The sequence below is a fragment of the Actinomycetospora chlora genome (assembly GCF_039542135.1).
Classification (GTDB): Bacteria; Actinomycetota; Actinomycetes; order Mycobacteriales; family Pseudonocardiaceae; genus Actinomycetospora; species Actinomycetospora chlora.
The window spans coordinates 1-24327 of the sequence record NZ_BAABHO010000076.1; the positions used below are offsets into that span (position 1 = coordinate 1).

Below are 24327 nucleotides of genomic sequence, written 5' to 3' on the forward strand. Positions count from 1 at the left end.
GCGCCCGCGCCAGCGGGTGCTCGCCGCAGCCAGCGCCGGCCGCCGGCGTCGGCGAGCACCCGCTGGCGCGGGCGCGGCCGGCGGAACGACAGCACCGGGGCACCGGGCTCCGCGAGCAGGTCGGCGACCAGGCGGCGCGTGACCGCGGCGTCGCCCACGGCGTGGCTGTAGAGGACGCCGACGAACCCCGCCGCGTCGCCGGTGCCGACGAGGACGACCACGGCCGGCCCGGACCACGGCTCGGCGGCGCGGGCGAGTGCGGCGGCGGTGACGTCGTCGCGCACCTCCTCGACCACCAGCGACGGCTCGGCGCGCCGCAGCCACGCGCCGGCCGGCAGGGCGGCCAGCACCTCGGCGTGGCGGGCGCGCACCCGGGCGGCGTCGACCTCGGTCAGCGGCCCGAGGACCGAGAACAGCCAGGCCCCGCTCCACGGCCGGTCCCACTCGTCGGGCCCCGTCTCCTCAGAGGTCACCGACGCGCTCCCCCGGCACGAGGAGCACATCGCGGTGCCCGGGCCCGGTGGCCGCGGCGAGGCTCAGCGGCCGCGCGCCCGCCCCGGTCGGCGCGAGCAGCCGGTAGTCGTGCTCGAGCAGGTCGGCGAGCACCGCGTGCAGGCGCCGCGCGCCGCCGAGCACCTCGACGAGCAGCACCGGGCGGGCCGCGAGCACCGCCTCGCGGGCGGCGGTGAGCACCGCGGCCTCGCTGCCCTCGATGTCGAGCTTGACCAGGTCGCGCCCCGTGAACAGCGCCGAGGCCGGGGTGGTCGGCACGGTCACCGAACGTCCGGCGGCGCGGTCGTCGACGCCCTCGGCGCGGTCGCGCAGGTACGAGCCGGTCGGCGCGGTCTGGTGGGACTCCTGGTCGGGCAGGGCGAGCTCGAGGTGGTCGGGCGCACCGTCGGCGACCGCGGCGGCCGCGACGACGCGGGCGTCGTGGAGGCCGTTGAGGTCGAGGTTGCGGCGCACGATCGCGGCGGCGTCGGGCTGGGCCTCGACGGCGGTGTAGGCGCCCGACGTCGCGGCGGCGCCGACCACGCTGTAGTAGCCGATGTTGGCGCCGACCTCGAGGACGTCGCCGGCCCGCGCACACAGGCGCCGCCACCACGCGGCCTCGGCCGCCTCGTACCCGGCCTCGCCGAACCACCACAGCACCCGCTCGGTGCGCGACCCGACGACGGCGAGGCGCTCGCCCCGCCCGCCGGGCACGGTGATCGTGGCGCCCGGCAGCGGGCGGTAGTACAGCGCGGTCGCGGGCAGCCGCCAGCGCGCGTCGCGGACGCCGTCGGGGGTGATCCAGCGGTCGTGCACGGCGTCGACCACCCGGTCCGGCACGGCACGCAGCCCGGCGTCGAGCGTGCGCCGGGTGAGCACCCGGGCGCGGCGCCAGGGCGACAACCGGACCGGCGGGGTGACGACCGGCAGCGGGGCGGTGGCGGTCACGCGGCGGCTCCCCGGGGAACGCCGCGCAGCACCGCGCGGGCGACGACGGTGGTGGCGACGAGCCCGGCGACGGCGGCCGCGGCCTGGCCGACGACGAGCCCGTCGGCGCCGGCCGCGAGCGCTCCCGTCACGGCGAGCGCGAGCACGAGCACGAGCCGGCCCGCGTTGAGTGCGAAGGCCGTCGCCGCGCGGCGCGTGCCGGCGAGCAGGGCCATCGAGGGCACGGTCAGCGCGAAGGCGCCGGCCTGCACCGCGACCGGCAGCACGAGGCCGGCCGCGTCCGGGTACTGCGGGAACAGCAGGGCCACCAGCGGGCCGGCGAGGGCCGCGACGAGGGCCAGGCCCGCGACGATCGGCAGGACGGCGGTGCCCACGCGGCGCCAGCCCGCGCGCAGCGCCGCCGGGTCGCCGTCGGCGTGGCGGCGCGCGACGCCGGGGACGGCGAGCACGACCACGGCGCCGAGCAGCACCATCGCCGGCTGCAGCGTCATCAGCTGCACCGTGCGCAGCCCGCCCGCCTCGGCCTGGCCCAGCAGCACGCCGGTGAGCAGCACGACGGCGTAGACCTCGACCTGCCCGAGCACCGAGCTGGCCGTGAACCAGCCGGCGACGTCGCGCGTGGTGCGCGCCCACGGCCCGGGGCGCCCGGGCCGCAGCCCGCGGCCGGGCCCGGCGACGAAGACGGCCAGCCCGGCGACCGCGCCGACGCCCCAGGCGGCGGCGAGCACGCCCACGGTGAGCACGGAGCCGGTGACGACGACCGCCACCAGCACCGCGGCCTGCGCGAGCGCCCACACCACGTCGAGGCCGAGCGCGGCGCCGGGGCGGCGCTCGGCGAGCAGCAGGTACCGGCCCAGGTCCTGCAGCAGCGCCGCGGCGACCCAGGGCACGAACCACACGAGCCCGTCGACGACCGTCGACGCGGCGAGCACGAGGCCGGCGGCGGCCACGGCCGCCGGGAGGGCGAACCCGATCACCGAGCGGACCAGGACGGGCCGGCGGTCGTCGTCGACGGCGGGCAGCTGCGCCAGCACCGTCGTCCCGATGAGGCCGCGACCGGTGGCCAGCACGACCGTGACGACGCCGAGCGCCACCGCGAACGTCCCGAACGCCGCCGGGCGCAGCAGGAACGACGCGGTGTAGGCGGTGGCGGCGTTGGTGGCGGCGTTGAGCACCTGCCCGGCGAGCCCGAGCGCGGGCGTGAGCCGGTCCCGCCGGACCCCCGCCGCCGTCCCGGCCGGCACGTCCGCCACCCGTGGGGGCGCCGTCACGCGACCGTCCGCCGCTTGCGCCGCCGCAGGGCGAGCAGGCCGCCCGGTGCGGGCTGGTCGACCGGCACCGCGGGGACGCCCAGGGGCAGCGCCGGCGCGGACCGGCCGCTGCGCAGCAGGCCGAGCGTCGCGACCCACGCGGTGTAGGCGCGCCGCGGGGCGGCCGCCGAGCAGCGCGTCGCGGCGTAGCGACGGCCGTGGCCGCCCAGGTGCTCGGCCGCCTCGGCGCCGCCCATGCCCAGCGCGACCGTGGCCTCCAGCAGCAGCTCGGGGCGGCCCGGCTCGACGACGATGCCGGCGCCGGCCGCGCTGACCTCCCGCGCCGCGGGGCTGCTCGCGCTGGTGGCCGCGACGACCGGACGGCCCGCCGCGAAGTACGAGGTGAGCTTGCTCGGCACGCACATCTCGCTGATCGAGGGCCGCTCGTTGACCAGCAGCACGTCCGCCGCGGCCAGCGCGGTCTCGAACTCGCCGTCGGGCAGCGGGTCGGCGAAGCGCAGCCGGTCGCACCCCGCGGCCAGCTCCAGCAGGCGGTGACGCTGGTTGCCGGCGCCGAGCAGCACGAACGTCACGGGCAGGTCGCGCGCCTGCGCCAGGCGGGCCGCCTCGACGACGTTCTCGAGGTTCTGCTTCGCGCCCATGTTGCCGGCGTGCAGGGCGACCGTGTGCTCGGCGGGCCAGAACAGCGTCTCCCGCAGGCGGGTCGGGCAGCCGGTGGGACGCCCGACGTGGGTCCAGTTGCGGATCACCGACACGGCCTCCGCGCGCACCGCCGAGCGGGTCAGCCCGGCGCGGAACACCTCGTGCACGGCGGCGACGCCGTCGGCGCGGCGCAGCAGCGCGCGCTCCAGCGCCGCGACCGCTCCCCCGCCGCGCCCGCCGAGGACCCCGGCCTCGGCGACCACCGAGCCGTAGAGGTCCTGCACGACCACGCCGACGGCGGGCCGGCCACCGCGTCCGGGCCGCCCGCGCCGGGCCAGCGCCGCGGCCACCGTCAGCAGGGCGGGGCTGACGGCGATGACCACGTCGGGGCGGCGGTGCCGCACAGTCGCGGTGGCGAGCGCGAACGCGGCCTCCATGACCACCCGCCCGACCCCCGTGGGCCGCGCCGGGATGGGGTGGCGCACGCGCGTGACCCGGACGTCGCCGTCGCGCTCCTCGTGGCGCAGCTTCAGACCCCGGTAGCCCGGCGCCACCCGCCACTGCGGGTAGTGCGGCAGGCCGGTGACGACGTGGACGTCGTGGCCCGCGTCGGCGAGCGCCCGGGCCATGCCGGTCGTGTAGGGCGCGATACCGGTCGTCTCCGGGGCGTAGTTCAGCCCCAGGACCAGCACGTCGAGTCGGGGCACGGTGCTCCTCGGAGGCCCCTCGGGACCGGCAGTCGGGGTGGGGACCACGACGCCGCGGCTCCCCCTGCGCACGGACCGGGTGCGGCGCCGCTCCTCGCCGCCGGCCTCGTCCGGGGACGAGTGGGGAGCGCCGGACGACGAGGGCGCGAGGTCACGGCCCTGTCTCGAGTGGAACAACGACAGGGCACGCGTGGCGTTGATCACCCACACAGTGGGTTTCCGATCGGGCACGGAGCGTCGCTGCCGGGCACGGTCGCTCGAACGGGTCGCGCGGCCCGTCGCTACCGTCCCGACATCTCCCACCGAGACCCCACCAAGACCCCAGGAGGTCGCCGGTGACCGTGACCGAGACCGGGAGCGACACCGAGCGCGCCGCCCCCGAGGCCGGCGCCGGGCTCTACGAGGGCCTGCTGCGCGGCCTGCTCGCCGAGGGCGCGATGCACCCCGACGACACCGTGCTCGTGCAGTTCGCCGGCGCGTTCGACCGCGAGGTCACGGCGCGGGTGGGCCTGGCGAACGCCACGTTCGTCAACCTCGCGCCCGACTCGCCGTCCAGCCGCCTGCCCGACGCCGTCACCGGCGACGCGCACGCGATGGGCCTGCCCGACGGCGCGTTCGACCACGTCATCGGGCACGCGGGCCTGCACCACTGCAGCCGTCCGCACCAGGCGCTGCACGAGATGTACCGGATCGCCGCGAAGACCGTCGTGGCCGTCGAGAACCAGGACTCGCCGCTGATGCGCGCGGCCTGCCGGTTCGGCCTGGCCGGGGTCTACGAGCACGACGCCGTCCGCGACGGCGGCGGCACCACCGGTGGTGTCGACGGCACGGGCATCCCCAACCACGTCTACCGCTGGACGCGGCGCGAGGTCACCAAGACCATCCGCACGTTCGACCCGGGGCACGACGTCCCGGTGGAGTTCCACGCGCACTGGCTCGTCGGCCCGGACCGCGCCCTGACGCGCGGGATGCGCACGGTGCTCGGCGACGCCGGCGGCTCCGGTCGCCTGCGCGGCGGCCTCGCGGGCGGTCTGAACCTCGCCCTCAACACCGTCGCGCGCCGGCAGGGCAACATCTTCGGCTTCGTGGTGCGCAAGGACCTCGCCCGCCCCCAGCCGTGGATCCCGGCGATCGGGACGACGGCGTGACGATCCGCGCGCGGGGCCCGCGCACCCTGCTCGCCCTCGTCGCCGTGCTGCTGCCCGGGCGGCTGCGCCACTGGGTGCACGTGCGCCTGCTGGGCCACGCCATCGACCCGACCGCCCACCTCGGGCACTCGTTCGTCGACGTCGACCGGCTCGTCATGGGCCCCGGCGCGGTGATCGGGCACCTCAACGTGGTCCGCGGCAGCGAGCTCGTCCGCCTCGACGAGTACGCGCTGATCGGGCACCTCAACTTCATCAACGCGATCCGCCGCGACAAGGGCTTCTTCGCCGAGGTCGACCGGCGCCTGGAGCTCGTCCTCCACCCGCACGCGCGGATCATGATGATGCACTTCGTCGACGCCAGCGACCTCGTCGAGCTGCACGAGCGCGCGTCGCTGACGGGCTACTGGACCCAGGTGATGACGCACTCGTACGACCCGGCCACCGCCCGCCAGGGGACGTGGCCGATCGTCATCGGCGCCTGGAGCCTGGTGAACACCCGCTGCACGCTGCTGCCCGGCGTCCGCATCGCCGAGCGCTGCCTCGTCGCCGCCGGCGCCGTCGTCGCGGGCCCGCTGCCCGAGCCGCTGATCCTCTACGGCGGCGTGCCCGCCAAGCCGCTGCGCACGGTGCCCGCGGACATCGGGATGTTCGTCAACGAGGACGTCGTCATCCGCTGAGCGGCGCGGGTCAGTCGTCGTCGGTCTTGAAGTCGTCCGGCGTCGCCTCGGACAGGGCCCGGCGCAGCCGCTCGACCTCGTCCTCGACGTCGGCGCTCGGCGGGGCCTCCGGGGTGGCCTCGTCGTCCTCGGGGCCGCCGACGGTGGCGACGGCGTTGGCCGGCAGCGCGGCCTCGGAGAGCACCTCCTCGGCGGCCTCGATCGGGCAGCCCTGGTGCACCGCGAGCGTCACCGCGTCGCTGGCGCGCGCCGAGACCGTGCGGGAGCCGCCGTCGGCCGTGCGCAGCTGGAGCTCGGCGTGGAACTGCCCGTCGACCAGCGCGGACAGCCGCACGGCCACGAGCTCCGCGCCGAACGCCTCGACCGCGTCGAGCAGCAGCCGGTGGGTCAGCGGGCGCGGCAGGGTGGCCGCGACCTCGGCCGCCGCGAGCGCCGTCGCCTCCGGGGCGCCGATCCAGATCGCCAGGTAGCGACGCCCGCCGGTGCGCTCGCGCAGCAGGAGGACCGGGTCCTCGCTGCCCTGTTCCTGCCCCACGCCGGCGACCTCGACCTCAGCCATGCCCCCACTATCCGCCCGTCGGCGCCGACGCGTCGACTCCGCCCCGGCGCCGCGGGCATAGGCCTAACCGGAACGTGGTACCTCTTGGGCGTGAAGGTCGATGTCTCCCTGACGGTCGACGGGCGCCACCACCGCCTCGCCGTCGACACCCGCACCACCGTGCTCGACGCCCTGCGCGAGCACCTCGACGTCACCAGCCCGAAGAAGGGCTGCGACCACGGGCAGTGCGGTGCCTGCACCGTGCTGCTCGACGGGCGTCGCACCCTGTCGTGCCTGTCGCTGGCCTGCGCCCACGACGGCGCCGAGATCACCACCGCGGACGGGCTCGCCCCCGACGGCGAGCTGCACCCCGTCGCGCAGGCGTTCCTCGACCACGACGCCTACCAGTGCGGCTACTGCACGCCGGGCCAGATCTGCTCGGCGGTCGGGATGCTGGCCGAGGCCGCGGCCGGCGCGCCGAGCATCGTCAGCGGTGACCTCACCGCGCCGGTGGACCTCGACCGCGCCGAGATCGCGGAGCGCCTGTCGGGCAACCTCTGCCGCTGCGGGGCGTACGCGCACATCGTCGACGCCGTGAGCGAGGTCGCGCCGTGAAGCCGTTCGCCTACGAGCGCCCCGACGACGCGGCCCGCGCCGTCGCGACCGTCGCCGCCGACACGGGCGCGGTGTTCCTCGCCGGCGGCACCAACCTCGTCGACCACCTCCGGCTCGGCATCGCCGCCCCGAGCACGCTCGTCGACGTCACCGGCCTGACCTCGGCCGAGATCACCGACCTGCCCGACGGCGGGCTGCGGATCGGCGCGGGGGTGCGCAACGCCGACCTCGCCGCCGACGAGCGGGTCCGACGCCGGTACCCCGCGCTGGCGCAGGCGCTGCTCGCCGGGGCGTCGGGGCAGCTGCGCAACATGGCCACCACCGGCGGCAACCTGCTCCAGCGCACGCGCTGCTCCTACTTCCAGGACCTCACGACGCCGTGCAACAAGCGCGAACCGGGAGCCGGCTGCGCCGCGCTGGAGGGCTGGGCGCGCCACCACGCCGTCCTCGGCGCCACCCACGAGCCCGCGGGCGTCGCCTGCGTGGCCACCCACCCGTCGGACATGGCCGTCGCGCTGGTCGCCCTCGACGCGCAGGTCCACGTGCTCGGCCCGGACGGCGAGCGCACGGTCCCAGCCGGCCGGCTGCACCGCCTGCCCGGCGACGACCCCGCGCGCGACACCGTCCTCGCCCACGGCGAGCTGATCACCGCGGTCGACCTCCCGCCGTCGGCGATCGCCGCGCGCTCGGCGTACCGGAAGGTGCGCGACCGGGCGTCGTTCGCGTTCGCGCTGGTGTCGGTGGCCGCCGCCCTCGACGTGGACGCCGGCGGCACCGTCCGCGACGCGCGGATCGCGCTCGGCGGGGTCGCGCACGTGCCGTGGCGGGCCACCGCCGCCGAGCAGGCCCTCGTCGGCGGACCGGCCACCGACGACGCGTTCCGGGCGGCGGCGCGGGCCGAGCTCGTCGACGCCCGCCCCGTCGAGAGCCCCCGCGGGGGCACCGCGTTCAAGCTGCCGCTGGTGACCGCGACCCTCGCCGCCACCCTGCGCGACCTGGCCGTCCGGGAGGAGACCGCATGACCACCGCGTCCCGGCCCTTCGTCCCCCGCGCCGTCGGCACGCCGCGGCCGCGCCCCGAGGGCCCCCAGAAGGTCCGGGGGACCGCCCGCTACGCCGTCGAGACGGCGGACACGGATGCGCTGTACCTCTTCCCGGTGCAGGCCGCCGTGACCCGGGGCCGCGTCACCGCGATCGACACGAGCGCGGCCGAGGCGCTCGACGGCGTCGTTGCGGTCCTCACCCACGAGAACGCCCCGCGCCTGGCGCGCGAGGCCGACGCCGACCACGGCGTGCTGCAGTCGGCGACGATCCACCAGCACGGCCAGTACCTCGCCGCCGTGCTCGCCACCTCCTCGGAGACGGCGCGCGAGGCGGCGGCGCTGGTGTCGGTGACGTGCGTCGAGGAGCCCCACGCGGCCGTCCTCGACGAGGACTCGCCGGACCTGTACGCCCCGGGGTCCCTCGTCGTCGGCGCCACCGACGACACGCGCGGGGATCCCGAGGCCGCGCTCGCGGCGGCCGAGGTGACGCTGCGGCGGACCTACCGGACCCCGATGGAGCACCACCAGCCCCTGGAGCCGCACAGCACCGTCGCCCGCTGGGACGGCGAGCGCCTGGTCCTCCACGACGCGACGCAGGCCGTGAGCTGGACACGCCAGGCGATGGCGGCCGCGTTCGGGATCGAGGAGTCCGCGGTGGACGTCGTCTCCGCGCACGTCGGGGGCGGCTTCGGCTCCAAGGGCGGCACCCACCCGAACACCGTCCTCACCGCGCTGGCGGCCCGCGCCGTGCCGGGACGGTCGGTGCGGTACGCGCTGACGCGCCAGCAGATGTTCGACCTCGTCGGCCACCGCCCGGCGACGGTGCAGCACGTCGCCCTCGGCTCCGACCGCGAGGGCCGGCTGACGGCGATCACCCACGACGTGGTGACCCAGGGCTCGCGCATCAGCGAGTTCGTCGAGCCGGCGGCCGCCTTCAGCCGCGGCATGTACGCGGCGGCCGCGCGACGCACGACCCACCGCACGGTGCCGCTCGACATCGGAACGCCGACGTTCATGCGCGCGCCCGGGGAGGCCCCGGGCAGCTTCGCCGGCGAGTCGGCGATGGACGAGCTCGCGATCGAGCTGGGCACGGATCCGGTCGAGCTGCGCCTGCGCAACGAGCCCGACGTCGACCCGGAGACCGGGCGCCCGTTCTCCTCCCGCAACCTCGTGGCGTGCCTGCGCCGGGGCGCCGAGCGCTTCGGGTGGGCCGACCGCGACCCGGCGCCGCGCGCCCGGCTGGTCGACGGCTGGTGGCACGGCACCGGCGTGGCCGCCGCGTCGTTCCCGGTGGTGCGCTTCCCCGGTTCGGAGGCGACGATCCGGGCGGCCGGCTCCGGGGTCTACGAGGTGGAGATCGCGGCCGCCGACATCGGGCAGGGGGCGCGTGCGGCGCTGACGGCGATCGCGGCCGACGCGCTCGAGGTGCCCGTCGAGCGGATCGACCTGCGCATCGGCGACACCGCGTACGGCGCGGCGGGCCCCGCGGGCGGCTCGGCGGGGACGACGTCCTGGGGCGCGACCATCGTCGAGGCGGCCGAGCGCTTCCGCGACAAGTACGGCGACGACCCCGACGACGGCGACGAGGCCGACGCCGCCACCCCGGACAACCCGTGGGCCTCGGACTACGCCATGCACGCCTACGGCGCCCACTTCGTCGAGGTGGCCGTGCACGCCGACACCGGCGAGATCCGGGTCCCGCGGATGCTCGGGGTGTTCGCCGCGGGCCGGATCGTCAACCCCCTCACCGCGCGGTCGCAGTTCCTCGGCGGCATGACCTGGGGGCTCTCGGCCGCCCTGCACGAGGAGAGCGTGCTCGACGACCGGTTCGGCCACGTCGTCAACCGCGACCTCGCCGGCTACCACGTCGCGACCAACGCCGACGTCGGGACGGTCGACGTGGAGTGGCTCGACGAGGACGACCCCTACGTCAACCCGATGGGCACCAAGGGCATCGGCGAGATCGGGATCGTCGGCGTCGCCGCCGCCGTGGCCAACGCGGCCCACCACGCCACCGGCGTCCGCGTCCGCTCCCTCCCGATCACCCTCGACGCCTTCCTCGAGTGACCGATGGGCGGCGTCAGCGGGCGGCCGCGATACCCCGGCCCAGGCTCGTGACCGCCTCGCGGGTCTCGACGATCGCGGCGACGCAGTCCCCGGGACCCGCGGGCGGGATCCCGGACGCGCAGCCGCCGCGGACGAAGTGCTCGTGCCCGGCGCGGACGGCGCCTGCCGGGTCGGTCACCTCGCGCAGCTCCGGACGGGCCCCGGCCGCCGCGTTGGCGGTGTTGAGGACCTCCTCCTCCCACCGCCCGCAGTACGGCCACTGCCCCGCGATGTCGCGCGCGGTGTAGCAGGGGTCCTGCACGACGAGCTGCAGCTTGGTGCGCGCCGCGTCGAGCGACTGCGCCGGTCGCACCGGGGGCGCCGACGTGCCCTCGGTGTACTCGGTGGAGCAGCCGGCGAGCAGGGCGAGCACCAGCGTCACCAGCCCGACGCCGACCCGCACCGTTGCGATCACCGACCCACGGTGTCAGCACCCCTGTGTGGTCGCCACTCAGGTGGTCGCGGCGGGCGGGAAGTCCGTGTCGCGGCCCAGCGCCTCGAGGGCGTCGAGCTCCTCGAGCCGGGCGCGCAGGGTCGCGCGGACGGTGTCGAAGGCGTTCGCCCCGAGGGGCAGGCGCAGGGGCGGCTCGTCGAGGTCGGCGACGGCGACGACCGCCCGGGCCGCGCGCTCGGGGTCGCCGGGCTGGGTGCCGTCGAGCCGGGCGAACCGCCCCCGCGACTCCCGGAGCACCTCGGCGTAGGCGGGCAGCGGGTCCGCGACCACCGGCGAGCGGCCGGCGAAGTCGGTGCGGAACGGGCCCGGCTCGATCATCGTGACCTTGATGCCCAGCGGCGCGACGTCGGCGGCCAGCCCCTCCGACACGCCCTCGAGCGCCATCTTCGACCCCGAGTACGCCGACCCACCGAGCGCCGCGCGCACCGCCGCGATCGACGACATCTGGATCACGTGACCGGAGCCCTGCGCCCGCATCACCGGCAGGACCGCCCGCGTCACGGCCATCGCGCCGAAGACGTTGACCTCGAACTGCGCGCGGATCTGCTCGTCGGTGAACTCCTCGAAGGCGCCGCGGCTGCCGTAGCCGGCGTTGTTGACCACGACGTCGATGCGCCCGAACTCCGCCACCGCCAGGTCCACGGCGGCGGCGACCGCCGCCGGGTCGGTGACGTCGAGCGTCGCGGTGCGCACGCGGTCCGGCTCCGCCGCCGCGAGGTCGGCGACGTCGTCGGCCCGCCGGGCGGTGGCGACCACCCGGTCTCCCCGCCGCAGCGCCTCGCGGGCGATCGCGCGCCCGAACCCGGTGCTGGTCCCGGTGATCAGCCAGACCCGTGGAGTCGACACGCGCCCACCTCACCCCGTGGGCCGGGCCGGGACAAGCCGACCCTCGTCACCACCGACCCTGGGCGCGGGCAGAGGATCGTGCGGTGGGCACCGGCACCGTCGTGACGACGAGCAAGTCGCCGTCCGACGCCCTGCGCGCCCGGGCCGGGGAGCTCGCCCGGCGGTGGGACCTGCCGGTGGTCGAGCGCCACCGCGGCTCGGTCGCGACGGCCCGGGGCGACGCGGCCACCGCGCTGGTGTGCACCGAGGAGGGCTGGGTCGCGGAGTCGGCGCGCGGGCGGCTCGCGTTCCACCAGGGCACGGCCGCGAAGCGGCTCCGGGAGATGCGGCACGGCGGGACCGACCCGCTGGTCCGGGCCGGGGAGCTCGCGCCCGGCGACCACGTGCTGGACGCGACGCTCGGGCTCGGGCGGGACGCGCTGGTCGCGGCGTGGGCGGTGGGCGCCCGTGGCGCGGTGACGGGCGTCGAGACCGACCTCGTGCTCGCCGTCCTCGCCACCGAGGGATTCGCCGGCGACATCCCGCGTCCGGGGTCGGCGCCGGTGACCGTCCGCCACGACGACTCCCGCGACGTGCTGCGCGCCATGGCGGCCGTCGGCGACACCGTCGACGTCGTGCTGCTCGACCCGATGTTCACCGACCCCCGGGCCTCCGACGCGGGCTTCGCGCTGGCCCGCGACCACACCGTCGCCACCCCGCTCGACCCGGACTGGGTCGCCCTGGCCCGGGCGGTGGCGCGGCGGTGGGTGGTGGTCACCGCCGAGAGGGCCCGGCCGTGGTTCCCGGAGGCCGGCCTGGAGCGGCTGGCCGGTACGCGGTCGGGGCGGTGGTTCCGTACCCGTCCGGTGGGCCGGCCGGCGGACCGCTCGGGGGACTGACCGGCGGAGCGGGGCGCGGCGGGCGGGCGGGGCGCCGGCTCGGCCAGGCGACCACCACGGCCATCGCGAGCAGGACGACCGAGAGCATGTCGGCCGTCGTGATGCCGTGGTTGCGGGAGAGCACGAGGAGGGTCTCGCCCTCGATCGGCTTGTTGATCTTCGCCCAGATGACCGCGGCGGCCACGAGCAGGACCGCCAGCAGGAGGCGTCGCGCCGAGAACACCATGTCTCCAGGACGTGCACGCCCCGCGGATCGTTCCCCGATCAGTGCTCGAGGACCAGCCGCAGCAGCAGCACGATCAGCCCGACGACGCCCGCGGCCAGGGCGTACCCGACCGTCGCCCAGACGCTGTGGCGCGCCCGGAACCCGCCGACCCCGCCGATGACGACGAGGAACGCGAGGCCCAGCCAGATCACGGCGTCGACCGCGACCTCGGGGGTGTAGAGGTCGGTCGCCGCCCCGACGACCACGACCGCCAGCGGACCGATCGCCAGCCAGAGACACCGGGCGGCGTGCCCGACGATCCGCCGGGTGGTGGCCCGGTCGGGCGAGTCCGCCGGCAGGCCGGCCCGGGCCAGCACGCCGGCGAAGACGTGCGCGGCGAACGTCGCCACGAGCGGCCCGACGCTGATCAGGCCGGCCTGGACGAAGTCCTCGATGCCATCGTCGAGGGCGACGACCAGCACCGTCATCAGCACGACCGTCTCGTAGACCGCGGTCTCGGCGTCGAGCTGCAGCGGGCCCCAGCGCACGGCGGGGGGACGGCGGGTGCGGACCGGTGTCACGCCCGGCATCCTCCCGGCCGTTGGGCGCCCGTGCGCGTGCTCCCCCGGAAGCGTCACGCCGGCTCCGTCCGGCGGGAAGAGGGGCCGGGACGAGCCGCTCCCCAGCGCCCGTCCCGGGGCACGCCCTCTTCCCGCCGCCCCACGTCGACGATCACCCATGACCGCCGCCGACGCCACCTCCCGGCCCTGACGATCGTGGTCAGCCTCCGCTCACGGGCTCTTCACCGCGCGCCGGGCGGTCGCTCGCCACGGGGCCTAGGGTCCGCCCGTGACGTGGTGGCACGGGGTGCTGATCGCGGTCGCCGGGCTGTGGGCGGGCACGATCAACACGGTGGTCGGCTCGGGGACCCTGGTGACCTTCCCGGTGCTCGTCGCGCTGGGCTACCCGCCGGTGACGGCCACGACGTCGAACGCGATCGGCCTGGTCCCCGGCTCGTTCACCGGCGCGTGGGGCTACCGCCGCGAGATCAGCGGGGCGCGGCAGCAGCTGATCCGCTGGTCGGTGATGTCGGCGCTCGGCGCCGTCGGCGGGACGATCCTGCTGCTGTCCCTGCCGCCCGACGCCTTCGAGACGATCGTGCCGTTCCTCGTGGGGATCGCGCTGGTGCTCGTCGTCGTCCAACCCGCCCTGACCCGGCGGCTGCAGCGCACGGGGGCGGACGGACGCCGGTCGAAGACCTGGCTGCTCTACCCGCTGATCTTCCTCGTCGGCGTCTACGGCGGGTACTTCACCGCGGCCCAGGGGATCATGCTCATCGGTGTCATGGGCCTGCTGCTCACCGAGCCACTGCAGCGCCTCAACGGCTACAAGAACGTGCTCGCCGCGGTGGTCAACCTCGTCGCCGGCGCGATCTACGCCGTGGTGGCGCCGATCAGCTGGCCGGTCGTGGCGATCCTCGCGGTGAGCTCCACCCTCGGCGGGCTGATCGGCGCCCGCGTCGGCCGCCGCCTCCCGCCGACGGTCCTGCGTGCGGTGATCGTGGTCGTCGGCCTCGTCGCGATCGTCCGGCTGGTGATCGAGTGATCGTCACCCCACCGCGACGGGCGCCGCCTCGAGGGCTCCGTCTCGCGGTCAGGAGCCGTCGCAGATGTGGTAGCCGTCCGTCGGCGCGGTCTCGCCCTCGGTCGGGAAGTACCAGCTGACCTGGCGGTAGGCGAGGCGCCCGTGGCAGTCCCCGAGGTCCCACGCGACGACGACCGCCGGCCGCGCGACCCCCTGGTACTGGAAGCCACCCGGCGGCACCCAGAACGCGGTGGCCCGGCCCTGCGCCCGCGGGCCGCCCCACGAGGTCCAGGTGACGCCGTCGGCATGGCTCGTGCCGTCGCCGTTGGCGTTGATCTCCGACGGCCGGGCGACGCCGAAGCCGATGACGCCCGGCGCCCAGCCGGGATCTCCGAGCACCGGCTCGGCACCCGTCGCCGGGGTTCCCGCGCTCGACCCCGTCCCCGACCGCTGGACCGTGTTGCCCGCGGCGCCGTCGGTGCGCGAGAGGCGCTTGGCGTAGCAGTCGTCGGCGCCGAGACCGGCGCTGTCGCACCACGCGTTGGCGGCGGCGGCGCTGGGGAAGGAACGGCCGACGACGGTGACCCAGAAGTCGCCGCCGCGGAAGCTGGTGAACGACCCCGACCACACGAGCAGGGCGTCCGGGTACGCGGCGCGCAGGCGCTGGTGGTCGGCGAGCACGGCGGCGGCGTCGTAGGTGGTGCCGTCGACGACCATCCCCGCCCGCTTCGCCGAGAGCTGCGGGATCCAGGCCCCGACCAGCTGCTCCACCGCGCCGGCGTCGGTCCGCGACCGCTCCTGCAGCGCCGCCGCGGGGTCGGCCGGCAGGACCGGCCCCGGCGCCGGGGACGCCACGGGAGCGGGACCCGCCGACGGGGACGGGGCGTCCTCGCGCAGCACGATCGCCGCGCCCACGACCGCCGCGACCGTCACCAGCACCGCGAGCCCGACGGCCAGCCAGCGGGCCGGGCCACGCCAGGACGGCGGTGGCGGCGGGGGCGGTAGGGGTGGCGGGAACGGCGCCGGGCGCGGCACCCACGTGTCCTGCTGGCTGGGCGGCCGGGGCGGCGGCGCGACCGGCACCGGCGCACCGCAGTGCACGCAGAACCGGGTGCCCGGCCGCAGCAGCGCGGTGCAGCCCGGGCAGCGCACGCCGGGTGCGTCGATCGTCGTCACGTGTCCCCCCGCTCCGGCGCGACGGCCGGTCGATCAGGGGGTCGCGCGCTGCACGACCGTCGTTACGTCTCCCGCCGGACCGGGTCACCGCCCGCGTCGCGCAGGACATAGGTGACGTCCTGCGCCGCGTCGGCCGGGTTGAGCGGGCGCAGCCGCACGTGCAGGCGGTACTCGTGCTCCCCGGTGCGGTCGATCTGCAGGCCGGCGAGGGCGTCGACGTGGTCGGGGTGGCCCGGCAGGGCGATGTCGCGGTGGGCCGGCACCGGGGAGCCCTCGAGCGGGCCCGGCGGCGGTGGGATGGCGTCGTACTTCACCCGCCACGCCGTGTGCGACCCGTAGACCAGCGACGACGGCGACGCCACGACCTCCACCAGGCCGGCCTCGGTCGAGTGCGCGACGTAGCTGCGGTGGATGTCGCCGCCGATCGTCACGGTCGGGCGCCCGGCGCGGGCGGCGCGCAGCCGCGCCCAAAAGTCCTCGTACTGCCGCACGTAGTGCCGGATCCCGACGTCCCCGGCCCCCGGCACGCTCGGCCGCCACCCCTCGGCGCGGCGCAGCAGCGGCTCGGGCAGGGCGAGCACGAGGACCGCCGCCCGGCCGGCGACCGCGACGACCTCGTCCAGGCACGCGGGGTCGACGAACTGCGACCACCGGTCGTCGGTGCGCACCCGCGTGCGCCGGGTGCGGGTGTCGAGCAGCACGACGTGGACGGGGTCGAGTTCGACCACCTGCACCGGCGGCGTCAGCGGCTGGTGCACCACGCCGCGCGGGCCGCCGCGGGGCGGGCGCCCCGGGTCGTCGGCGGGGTCGTCGCCCCACTCGCCGCGGGTGATGATCCCCTGCTCGCGGTCGCGGACCGAGCGCGTCTGGAACGAGCCGATGAGGTCGAACGACGCCCGGCTCCACCGGTCCCACTCGTCGGGGTGCACCGGCAGCAGGTTGCGCTCGACCGCCCCGCGCGGCACCTCGCCCGGGTCCTCCGGCACCACCACGCGCGGCTCCCGGACCAGGGCCAGCGCGGCCGAGACGCTGCGGGTCAGCCCGCCCCAGAGGCCCTTGGCCTGGTTGAGGAACGAGTGCTTCGCCGTGACCGAGGCGTGCGGCCAGTTGTTCCAGAACTCGTGGTCGTCGGGCAGGAACCACGTCGGCCCGTCGGTCAGCAGTGGGTGCAGGCCGCGGCGCACCAGCCCGTCGCGGCGCAGCTGCATGCCCCAGCTCGCCCAGTACTCGAGCAGGGCGTTGGTGCGCGGGGTGGCGCGGGCCTGCAGGAGGTAGGCCCACCACGGCGTGTCGGCGTAGATCTGGTCGCCGGCGAGCAGCACGAGGTCGGGGCGCGGCGGGCCGCCGTCGAACAGCGCCGCGTAGGCCGCCCCCGGTCCCGGCCCGACGCCCGTGCCGTGGTCGGTGTACGCGTCGTAGCAGGACCCGGCGACGATCCGCAGCGAGCCGCCCTCGGGCAGGCCCGCCCGCAGCACCCGCGCGCGGCAGGTGCCGGGCTCCTCGAGACCCGGCACGTCGACGCGGACGTCGAGGTCGGCGTCCGGGTCGGGCGCCGGCACCGGGATCGTCACGTGGCGGTGGAAGAGCCGGCTGCCCGCGTCCCACCCGGACACCCGGCACTCGGACGCGACGACGAACCACGAGAGCTCGACGTCGCGCTCGTCCACCACGGTCGCGCCGTCGGTGACGGTGACGTGCGCGGTGAGCGTGTCGGTCGGCGCCCCGTGCCGGAACGCGCCGATCCAGAGGTGCAGCGCCTCGCGGGCGCCGTCCTTCTGGACGACCGCCACCCCCGGGGTCATGTCCTTGCCCCCCGGCCCGTGGTGCACGCTGCGACTCCGGCCCCGCCGGAACAGCCAGCGCTGCACCGGGTCCATCAGCCCCACGGCCACCGTCCCTCGTCGCGCTCGTGATCTCCCGCGGGCAGGGTGTCAGGGTCGGGGGCCGCCGAACAGCACCGGCGCGGCCGCCACGACGGCGATGATCACGATCGCCGTGACGCCCAGGGACGCCTCGCGCCCGAGGGGCTCGACGGCCGCGCCGAGCACCACGGTCGCCGCGCAGACGGCTACGACCGCGGCGCCCGCCCCGACGAAGAAGTCCACGGGCCGGCGGGGCCGCCCGGGCGGCGGCGGGCGCTCCGGTCCCCACCCCCGCCAGACCGCGAGCGCCGCACCGAGCAGGAGCGCCCCGGCCGCGACGGCCGCCGACGGCTCCCGCAGCTGCAGCGCGACCGCCAGCGGGACCGGGACCGCGGCCAGCGCCACCTCCACCAGGGCGAGGCCCCAGCCCAGCTCCGGCGAGAGCCCGCTCGACGCGCGCACCCGTCCCCCCATGCGTCCCCCTGTGCCGATCCTCAGACGCCCGCGCGCCGACCCACCGCCTCGCGCACGGCCGTCGCCACGGTGCGCAGGTCCGCGTCGTCGAGCAGCGGGTGCACCGGCAGCGACAGGCACCGGCGGGCCAGGTCCTCGGCCACCGGCGCGGGCCGCGCGTGGACGCGCGGGTGCCCGCGGCAGCAGTCGTGCTCGTGCACGGGGCGCGGGTAGTGCACCCCGGTCTCGACACCGCGCGCCCGCAGGTGGGCCGCGACGGCGTCCCGGTCGTCGACGCGGATCACGTAGCGGTGCCACACCGACTCGCGCTCCGGCGTGCTCTCCGGCAGCTCGACGCCCGCGACGCCGTCGAGCAGCTCGTCCAGGCGGGCCGCGTGGGCGCGGCGCCGGGCGACCTGCTCGGGGTAGCGGGCCAGCTGCGGCAGCAGCACCGCGGCGGCGAGCTCGGTCATCCGCCAGTTGTGGCCGACCACCTCGTGCTCGTAGGGCGCCCGCATGCCCTGGTTGCGCAGGACGCGCACCCGGTCGGCCAGGGCGTCGTCGTCGGTGGTGACCATGCCGCCCTCGCCCGCTGCGAGGTTCTTCGTCGCGTGGAAGGAGAAGGCGCCGGTGCCGGTCGCCCCGACCGCCCGGTCCCCGGCCCGCGCGCCGTGGGCCTGGGCGGCGTCCTCGACGAGGTGCAGGCCGTGGCGCCGGACGATCGGCATGATCGCGCCGAGGTCGGCCGGCCGCCCGAAGAGGTGCACGACGACCACGGCGCGGGTGCGCGGCCCGATCGCCGCGGCGAGCGCCGCGGGGTCGAGCGTGTGGTCGTCGGGGCGGACGTCGGCGACCACGACGTCGGCGCCGGTGGCGAGCACGGCGGTCGCGGTGGCGACGAACGTGAACGCCGGCACGACCACCTCGTCGCCCGGCCCCACCCCGGCCGCCTCCAGCGCGGCCTCGAGCGCCGCCGTCCCGGTGTTGACGGCGAGCGCGTGCCGGGTGCCGCACAGGTGCGCGAAGGCGTCCTCGAGCCGGGCGACGGTCGGGCCCGCGCTCAGGCGCCCCGAGCGCAGCACCGCGAGCACGGACTCCTCGACCTCGGGCCCGAGCGCGAACCCGGTCATCGTGATCACGTGCTGCTCACAGCGCCAGGCGCACGCGCGCGGGCCGTCGCCAGCCGGCCCCGACGGTCGCGTCGAGCACGGCGCCGAGCTCGGAGCGGAAGCGCGCCGGCGCGAAGCGCGCGGTCGCCGCGCGCATGGCGGTGTGGTCCCACCGCGCGTCCCAGGCGGTGCGCAGCGCCGCGGCCAGGACGTCCGGGTCCTGGTCGTCGGTGAGGACGGCGTTGACGCCGTGGTCCAGGTAGTCCAGCGCCCCGCCCCGCGCCGGGGCGACGACCGGCACACCGGCGGCGAGGGCCTCGACGGGGGCGATGCCGAAGTCCTCCTCCCCGGGGAAGACCATCACGCGGGCGTCCGCGAGGACGGCGCGCAGCGTGGCCTCGTTGACGTGGCCGAGGAAGCGCACGTGGTCGGGGGCCGTCGCCTCCAGGCGGGCGCGCTCCGGGCCGTCGCCGACGACCGTCAGCGGCAGCCCGGCGCGGCGCGCGGCCTCGACGGCGAGGTCCGGGCGCTTGTAGGGCACCAGGCGGCCGAGCCACACGACGTGGGAGGTGTCGCGCGCGCGGTGGATGCCGCGGAACCGGTCGACCGCCACGGGCGGGTTGACCACCTGCGCGGACCGCCCGTAGGCGCGCTCGATGCGCTGGGCCACCACCCCGGAGCTCGCGAGCACCGTCGTCGGGTGCTGGCCGACCCACCGGTCGTAGGCACGCAGGGGCGGGAGCACGGTGGCCGCCGTCGCGGCCCGGGCGGCGGCGGGCAGGCGGCCGAGCTCGATCTCCGTGCGCCACAGGATGCGGGCCGGGGTGTGGTAGTAGACGACCGAGGGCCCGTCGAAGCGCACCGTCGCCGCGTGGGCGGCGAAGTGGGCGCTGACCAGGAGCGCGTCGGCGTCGATCCGGGTCCGCGCCCACGCGGCGAGCATCGCCGGGGCGTAGCGCGACCAGTGCATGGTGGCGCCGGGGAGCCGGCCGGGCCACAGCGAGCGCACCGGCAGGCTGCCGAAGCGCTCGCGGGCCAGCCGGGGCTCCACCACGGAGGCGACGAGCTCATCGGGGTCGGCGGTGCGCACCATCTGCTCGGCGACGGCCTCGGAGCCCGCCCAGTTGGTCAGCCACTCGTGGGCGACGGCGAGGCGCATCAGCGACCGCCCCCGCCGAGCACCTCGCCGATCGTGCGGACGATGACCTTGAAGTCCATCCAGAGCGACCAGTTCTCGATGTAGTAGTTGTCGAACCGCGCGCGGTCGACGATCGGCGTGTCCCCCCGCAGGCCGCTGACCTGGGCGAACCCGGTCAGCCCGGCGCGGACGCGGTGGCGGTGGACGTAGCGGGGCACCTCGGCGGAGAACAGCTCGACGAAGTACGGACGCTCGGGGCGCGGCCCGACGAGGGTCATGTCGCCGCGCAGGATGTTCCAGAGCTGGGGCAGCTCGTCGAGCGAGAAGCGGCGCAGCAGCCGGCCGACCGGGCCGACGCGGTGGTCCTCGGCGATGCTCCAGCGCCGCGCGGACTCCGCCGCCGTCGCCGGCCGCATGCTGCGGAACTTCAGGCAGGTGAACAGGGCTCCGCCGCGCCCGACGCGCTCCTGGCGGAAGAGCACCCCCGGCCCGCCCTCGAGCCGCACGGCGACGGCGACGATCGCCATCAGGGGCGCCAGCACGACGAGCGCGAGGGCGCTGACGAGCACGTCGAACAGCCGCTTGAGCGCCCAGGCCGGCCCCACCAGGGCGGGGCGGTTGATGCGCATGACCGGGATCGACCCGATGTGGTCGGCCAGGCCGACCTGCGTGTGCAGCTGGTGGAGCCGGGGCACGACGAGGAGCTCCCAGCTCCGGCGCCCGGGGCGCGCGATCGCGTCGAGCAGGCCGTCCTCGTGATCGCCCTCGACGAGCAGCACCGTCGCGATCCCGCGGGCGTCGATCAGCTCCCGCAGGTCGTCCACGCGACCGAGGTGGGCCACGCCCCCGGTGTCGGCGGTCGGGTCGTCGCCGACCACGCCCGCCACGGCGAGCCCGTAGCGGGGGTGGCGGCGCAGCAGCGTGACGATCTCCGCGGTGAGGGGGCCGCCGCCGACCACGAGGGTGCGGTGCGCGACCCAGCCCCGGCGGCGGGCGCTGACCACGAGGGTGGTGGTGACGATGCGCCCGGCGACGAACAGCGCGGCGCACACCACCGACAGGCCGAGGAAGGCGACGACCTCGTCCACCTCGTGGCGCAGGGCCTTGGCCACCGCCACGACGGCGACCGCCGTGCAGAGCCGAGCCATCAGCCAGGGCAGCTCGTCGAGGACGCTGGTGTGCAGCCGCGCCCGGTAGCACCGGCCGCCGCCGAGCAGCAGGACGGTGAGCAGCGCGAGCGACAGCACCCCTTTTTCGTGCTCGGGTGCCCAGAGCGCAGGAAGTGCGAGCATCGCCGCGTCCACCGGCGGGACCACCATCCAGGCGCGAATGTCGCGCCACGGCCGCCACGATTTCCCGGGTGGGAAGTCGCCGATGTCCGTTATGGGTTCGTCATCACGCGCGGCGGGTTCCGGCGTATTCGTCGCCGTGACCCGACTCGGAGTGAGCGTCACGTACCCCTCCTCGTCGTTCTACCCATCAGCGTTACGTCTCCGTCACCCGACGTCGATCCCGCCGTGAACAGAACTCCGCAGACCGGACAAAGCGTCCCGCCGCTGGTCACGACGGGGGGACGGTAGTGCAGCGATCCGGTGATCGACGCAGCGGGCGTCCTCACCGACCGTTCACCGCCGCATTCGGCGCCGAACGGTCATCGTGATGGTCGCGAAATAGGAAGGCTGCGTTCCGTTGATGTGCGCTCCGTATTCGGCGATTCCGTACCGTGACCATCGCGTGACCATCCGACGGCCGTCGGACCGCTCTCACCGATCGTTTTCCGCCGGGACGGAGATCAGATCTCGGCGCCGTTATGCTCCGCGGTGGTGCCCGCCAATGCGCGCACCACCGACGAATCGGACAACGAGAGGGGCGGGGTCATTTCCGGGCAGCGCGAGCACGTCCCCGCCGCCGGGCCGGGACGACGGCGCGCGGCGCGCCGGCGGCCGGGCCGGGGGCGCTCGGTGCTGGTCGGGACGGTGGTTGCCGTCGTCCTGGGGATCGTCGCGGCGGTCCTGCTGCTCGGCGGCGCCGGTCCCGGCGCCGGGGCCACGGACGTCGCCGAGACCCGCGCCGCGACCCCGCCGCCGGGCGGCTGGCCGCGCCTGCAGCTCGGGGTCGTGGGCTCGCAGGCACCGCAGGCCCCGGACGAGATCCACGCCCTCGGCGCGCACGTCATGCGCGACGAGTTCACCGCGGGCACGACCGTCGAGCAGCTCGCCCCGATCGTCGACGCCCTGGCCGCGCGGGGGATCCGCCTGCAGCCCCTCGTCGGGTGGGACGACGGCACGCCCGCCCCGGACCTCACCGCGGTCGCCCGCTGGGCCGCGGCCTTCGGGCCCGGCGGCACGCACTGGGCGGGCCGCTCGGACGCGACCGCGATGACCGACATCGAGCTGGGCAACGAGAACGCCTTCTACTACAAGTCGGGCGTGCCCGACGACGACCGCTACCACGCGCTGGCCCGCGCCTACGGGGCCCGCGCCGCGGATGCGGCCCGCGCGGTGCACGCGGCGAACCCGGCGGTCGGGGTGCTCGTAGAGCTGGAGTCGGCCGACAGTGAGCGGTCCACCTGGATCGACGACACCCTCGCCGCCGGCGGCCCGGACCTCGTCCACCTCATGCACGGGCCGGTCATCCATCCCTACGGGCCGGACTGGCAGGCGAAGATCGACCGCGACCGGGGCTTCCTGCGTGCCCGTGGCGTCACCGCCCCCTTCTTCGTCACCGAGTGGGGCATCTCCAGCGACGACGGCGCCGACCTCAGCGACAACTACGACTGGCCGACCGACCTCACCTACGACCGCGCGGGCGCGCTGCTGCGCACGGCGGTCACCGCCATGGCCGGCGAGCCGGACCGCGTGCGCCAGGTGCTGCTCTACCAGGTCTTCGACCAGCGCGACCCCGGCGAGGACACCGACCGCGAGCACTACTTCGGCCTGGTCCGCCACGACGGCAGCGACAAGGGCGGCTACACGGCGGCCGTCCGCGACCTCACCGGGCGGTACCCATGAGCCTTCCCGACGCCCTGCGGGCCCTGCGCGAGCGACGGCGGGTGGTGCTCGTCGCCGTCCTCGTCGCCCTGCTCGCCGGGGGCGCGCTCTACCTGCTGCGCCCGCCGACCTACACCGCGACGCTGACGGTCTACGCGGCCCCGCGGCCGACCGACCCGGCGACCACGACGGCCGACGCGGCCTACCAGGCCAACCTCCTGGCCAAGGAGCGCGTGCCGTCCTACGTGCAGCTCGCGACCAGCCCGCAGGTCGTGTCCCAGGTGATCGGGCGGGCGCGCCTGGACACCTCGGTGACCGACCTGACGTCCCGCACGGTGGCGACCACCGTGCCGGACTCGGTGCTCATCGACATCGCCGTCCAGGCGCCGTCGGCGCAGCAGGCGGTGGCGATCGCCGACGCGTTCTCCCAGGTCCTGCCGCCGGCGGTCGACCAGCTCGAGCAGGGCGGCGCGCCGGGCGTCCCGGCGGTGTCGCTGCGCGTCATCCGGCCCATCCCCGTCCCTGACAGGCCGACCACGCCCGGCCTCGGCCTCACCCTCGGCCTCGCGCTGCTCGCCGGGCTGGTCATCGGGGTCGCGGTCGCGCTGATCCGGGCAGCGGCCGACCGCTCGGTGCGCGACACCGGCGCCCTCGCCGCCGCGGTGGGGCTGCCCGTGCTGGGCTCGCTGCCGGTGCGCCCGTCGCGCGGCGACCCGGGCCCCGAGCCCGAGCGCTCGGAGCTCGGCGAGGCCTACCGGCAGCTGCGCACCGCCCTGCACGGGGCGGCGACGTCGGGCCGGCGCCACGGCGCGCCCGGCGTCCTCGTGGTCGCGAGCCCGGGGGCCGGCGACGGGCGCACCACGACGGTGGTCAACCTGGGGGTCGCGGCCGCCGGGGCCGGGATGTCCGTGCTCGTGCTCGACGCCGACCTGCGCGCGCCCCGGGCGGCGCGCGCCCTGTCCGCCGACGGCGGCACCGGCCTCACCGACGTGCTCTCCGGCGCCGCCGAACCCGAGGACGTCATCCGCCGCTCGCCGCTGGGTCCCGACGTCCTCGCCCCCGGGCCGCTGCCGTCCAATCCCGCCGAGCTCCTCGCCGGCGAGGCGCTGGCCGAGGTCCTCGAGGAGCTGCGCGAGCGCTACGCGCTGGTCGTCGTCGACACGCCCCCGCTGCTGCCGGTCACCGACGCGGCCGTGCTCGGCGCGGCCGCCGACGGCGTCACGGTGCTCGCGCGCCGGGGCCGCACCACCGGCGACGACCTGGCGGCCGTGCTGCGCAGCCTCGAGACGGCCGGCGGGCGCGCGGTCGGCACCGTGCTCGTCGCCGACCCCGACCACCGGCCCGCCCTGGCCGACGACGGTGGCCGGCGCTCGCCGATGGCCCCGCGGCGGGCTGCCGCGGCCCGCCGTCCGGAGCCGGAGCCCGTGCCCGCGCCGCGCGAGGTGC

Annotated in this window: 23 protein-coding genes; 9 read left to right on the forward strand and 14 right to left on the reverse strand. The window is 76.7% G+C overall.

The window, feature by feature from the left end; translation table 11 throughout:
* The 4 genes from ABD994_RS28845 to ABD994_RS28860 form a co-directional block, all read right to left on the reverse strand.
* A partial coding sequence (locus tag ABD994_RS28845) for a hypothetical protein (protein WP_345424237.1) occupies nucleotides 1–473 on the reverse strand: 473 nt, incomplete at its 3' end.
* A complete protein-coding gene (locus ABD994_RS28850; RefSeq protein WP_345424240.1) occupies nucleotides 463–1440 on the reverse strand; it encodes an FkbM family methyltransferase in 978 nt (325 codons plus the stop codon). The genes ABD994_RS28845 and ABD994_RS28850, both read right to left, overlap by 11 nt.
* The gene (locus ABD994_RS28855; protein WP_345424243.1) at nucleotides 1437–2711 is read right to left on the reverse strand and encodes an MATE family efflux transporter; all 1275 of its coding nucleotides are present in this window, start codon (nucleotides 2709–2711) and stop codon (nucleotides 1437–1439) included. The genes ABD994_RS28850 and ABD994_RS28855 overlap by 4 nt, the downstream gene beginning before the upstream one ends.
* Entirely contained in the window at nucleotides 2708–4060 is a 1353-nt protein-coding gene (locus ABD994_RS28860) for a glycosyltransferase (RefSeq protein WP_345424246.1), read from the reverse strand. The genes ABD994_RS28855 and ABD994_RS28860 overlap by 4 nt, the downstream gene beginning before the upstream one ends.
* Nucleotides 4061–4395: 335 nt before the next feature.
* On the opposite strand from ABD994_RS28860, the gene ABD994_RS28865 reads away from it, so the two are divergent.
* Nucleotides 4396–5208 carry a methyltransferase domain-containing protein gene (locus ABD994_RS28865; RefSeq protein ID WP_345424249.1) on the forward strand — a complete coding sequence of 271 codons (813 nt, stop codon included), beginning with the start codon at nucleotides 4396–4398 and terminating at the stop codon, nucleotides 5206–5208.
* Nucleotides 5205–5885, forward strand: a complete 681-nt coding sequence (locus tag ABD994_RS28870; protein WP_345424252.1) for an acyltransferase — start codon at nucleotides 5205–5207, stop codon at nucleotides 5883–5885. The genes ABD994_RS28865 and ABD994_RS28870 overlap by 4 nt, the downstream gene beginning before the upstream one ends.
* 10 nt (nucleotides 5886–5895) lie before the next feature.
* Here ABD994_RS28870 and ABD994_RS28875 read toward each other — a convergent pair whose 3' ends face one another.
* Nucleotides 5896–6444 carry a bifunctional nuclease family protein gene (locus tag ABD994_RS28875; RefSeq protein ID WP_345424254.1) on the reverse strand — a complete coding sequence of 183 codons (549 nt, stop codon included), beginning with the start codon at nucleotides 6442–6444 and terminating at the stop codon, nucleotides 5896–5898.
* A 90-nt stretch (nucleotides 6445–6534) separates the two neighbouring features.
* Between ABD994_RS28875 and ABD994_RS28880 the strand changes: the two genes are divergently transcribed.
* Genes ABD994_RS28880 through ABD994_RS28890 form a run of 3 tightly spaced genes read left to right on the forward strand, consistent with a single transcriptional unit; the run spans nucleotide 6535 to nucleotide 10147 of the window.
* Complete coding sequence (locus ABD994_RS28880; protein ID WP_345424257.1) at nucleotides 6535–7038, forward strand: 2Fe-2S iron-sulfur cluster-binding protein; 504 nt, start codon at nucleotides 6535–6537, stop codon at nucleotides 7036–7038.
* Nucleotides 7035–8060, forward strand: a complete 1026-nt coding sequence (locus ABD994_RS28885; protein ID WP_345424261.1) for an FAD binding domain-containing protein — start codon at nucleotides 7035–7037, stop codon at nucleotides 8058–8060. The genes ABD994_RS28880 and ABD994_RS28885 overlap by 4 nt, the downstream gene beginning before the upstream one ends.
* Complete coding sequence (locus tag ABD994_RS28890) at nucleotides 8057–10147, forward strand: xanthine dehydrogenase family protein molybdopterin-binding subunit (RefSeq protein ID WP_345424264.1); 2091 nt, start codon at nucleotides 8057–8059, stop codon at nucleotides 10145–10147. The genes ABD994_RS28885 and ABD994_RS28890 overlap by 4 nt, the downstream gene beginning before the upstream one ends.
* 13 nt (nucleotides 10148–10160) lie before the next feature.
* Here ABD994_RS28890 and ABD994_RS28895 read toward each other — a convergent pair whose 3' ends face one another.
* Nucleotides 10161–10601 carry a hypothetical protein gene (locus ABD994_RS28895; protein ID WP_345424267.1) on the reverse strand — a complete coding sequence of 147 codons (441 nt, stop codon included), beginning with the start codon at nucleotides 10599–10601 and terminating at the stop codon, nucleotides 10161–10163.
* A 36-nt stretch (nucleotides 10602–10637) separates the two neighbouring features.
* On the reverse strand, nucleotides 10638–11486 hold the full coding sequence (locus ABD994_RS28900; protein ID WP_345424270.1) for an oxidoreductase: 849 nt from the start codon (nucleotides 11484–11486) through the stop codon (nucleotides 10638–10640).
* A gap of 83 nt (nucleotides 11487–11569) precedes the next feature.
* Here ABD994_RS28900 and ABD994_RS28905 point away from each other — a divergent pair, with 83 nt between their 5' ends.
* Nucleotides 11570–12364, forward strand: coding sequence for a class I SAM-dependent methyltransferase (locus ABD994_RS28905; RefSeq protein ID WP_345424273.1), 795 nt, complete (start codon nucleotides 11570–11572; stop codon nucleotides 12362–12364).
* A gap of 264 nt (nucleotides 12365–12628) precedes the next feature.
* Here the strand turns inward: ABD994_RS28905 and ABD994_RS28910 are convergent, their stop codons facing one another.
* Nucleotides 12629–13150, reverse strand: a complete 522-nt coding sequence (locus ABD994_RS28910; protein ID WP_345424276.1) for a hypothetical protein — start codon at nucleotides 13148–13150, stop codon at nucleotides 12629–12631.
* Between the two features lie 268 nt (nucleotides 13151–13418).
* Between ABD994_RS28910 and ABD994_RS28915 the strand changes: the two genes are divergently transcribed.
* Nucleotides 13419–14174, forward strand: coding sequence for a sulfite exporter TauE/SafE family protein (locus tag ABD994_RS28915; protein WP_345424279.1), 756 nt, complete (start codon nucleotides 13419–13421; stop codon nucleotides 14172–14174).
* 48 nt (nucleotides 14175–14222) lie between these two features.
* Here the strand turns inward: ABD994_RS28915 and ABD994_RS28920 are convergent, their stop codons facing one another.
* From ABD994_RS28920 to ABD994_RS28945, 6 genes are all read right to left on the reverse strand, one after another.
* The gene (locus tag ABD994_RS28920) at nucleotides 14223–15329 is read right to left on the reverse strand and encodes a hypothetical protein (RefSeq protein WP_345424281.1); all 1107 of its coding nucleotides are present in this window, start codon (nucleotides 15327–15329) and stop codon (nucleotides 14223–14225) included.
* A gap of 62 nt (nucleotides 15330–15391) precedes the next feature.
* Complete coding sequence (locus ABD994_RS28925; protein ID WP_345424284.1) at nucleotides 15392–17221, reverse strand: alkaline phosphatase D family protein; 1830 nt, start codon at nucleotides 17219–17221, stop codon at nucleotides 15392–15394.
* 39 nt (nucleotides 17222–17260) lie between these two features.
* Nucleotides 17261–17665, reverse strand: a complete 405-nt coding sequence (locus tag ABD994_RS28930; protein WP_345424287.1) for a hypothetical protein — start codon at nucleotides 17663–17665, stop codon at nucleotides 17261–17263.
* 20 nt (nucleotides 17666–17685) lie between these two features.
* Nucleotides 17686–18774 (reverse strand): DegT/DnrJ/EryC1/StrS family aminotransferase, encoded by a 1089-nt coding sequence (locus tag ABD994_RS28935; protein WP_345424298.1) that lies wholly within the window; start codon nucleotides 18772–18774, stop codon nucleotides 17686–17688.
* 16 nt (nucleotides 18775–18790) lie between these two features.
* Nucleotides 18791–19912: a glycosyltransferase gene (locus ABD994_RS28940; protein WP_345424288.1), complete on the reverse strand. Its 1122-nt coding sequence runs from the start codon at nucleotides 19910–19912 to the stop codon at nucleotides 18791–18793.
* Complete coding sequence (locus ABD994_RS28945; protein WP_345424290.1) at nucleotides 19912–21183, reverse strand: sugar transferase; 1272 nt, start codon at nucleotides 21181–21183, stop codon at nucleotides 19912–19914. Before ABD994_RS28945 ends, ABD994_RS28940 begins: the two co-directional genes overlap by 1 nt.
* 531 nt (nucleotides 21184–21714) lie before the next feature.
* Here ABD994_RS28945 and ABD994_RS28950 point away from each other — a divergent pair.
* Together ABD994_RS28950 and ABD994_RS28955 are read left to right on the forward strand one after the other, a co-directional pair.
* Complete coding sequence (locus ABD994_RS28950; protein ID WP_345424292.1) at nucleotides 21715–22902, forward strand: hypothetical protein; 1188 nt, start codon at nucleotides 21715–21717, stop codon at nucleotides 22900–22902.
* Nucleotides 22899–24327 (forward strand): tyrosine-protein kinase domain-containing protein (locus ABD994_RS28955; RefSeq protein WP_345424295.1); only part of this gene is annotated, 1429 nt, incomplete at its 3' end. The genes ABD994_RS28950 and ABD994_RS28955, both read left to right, overlap by 4 nt.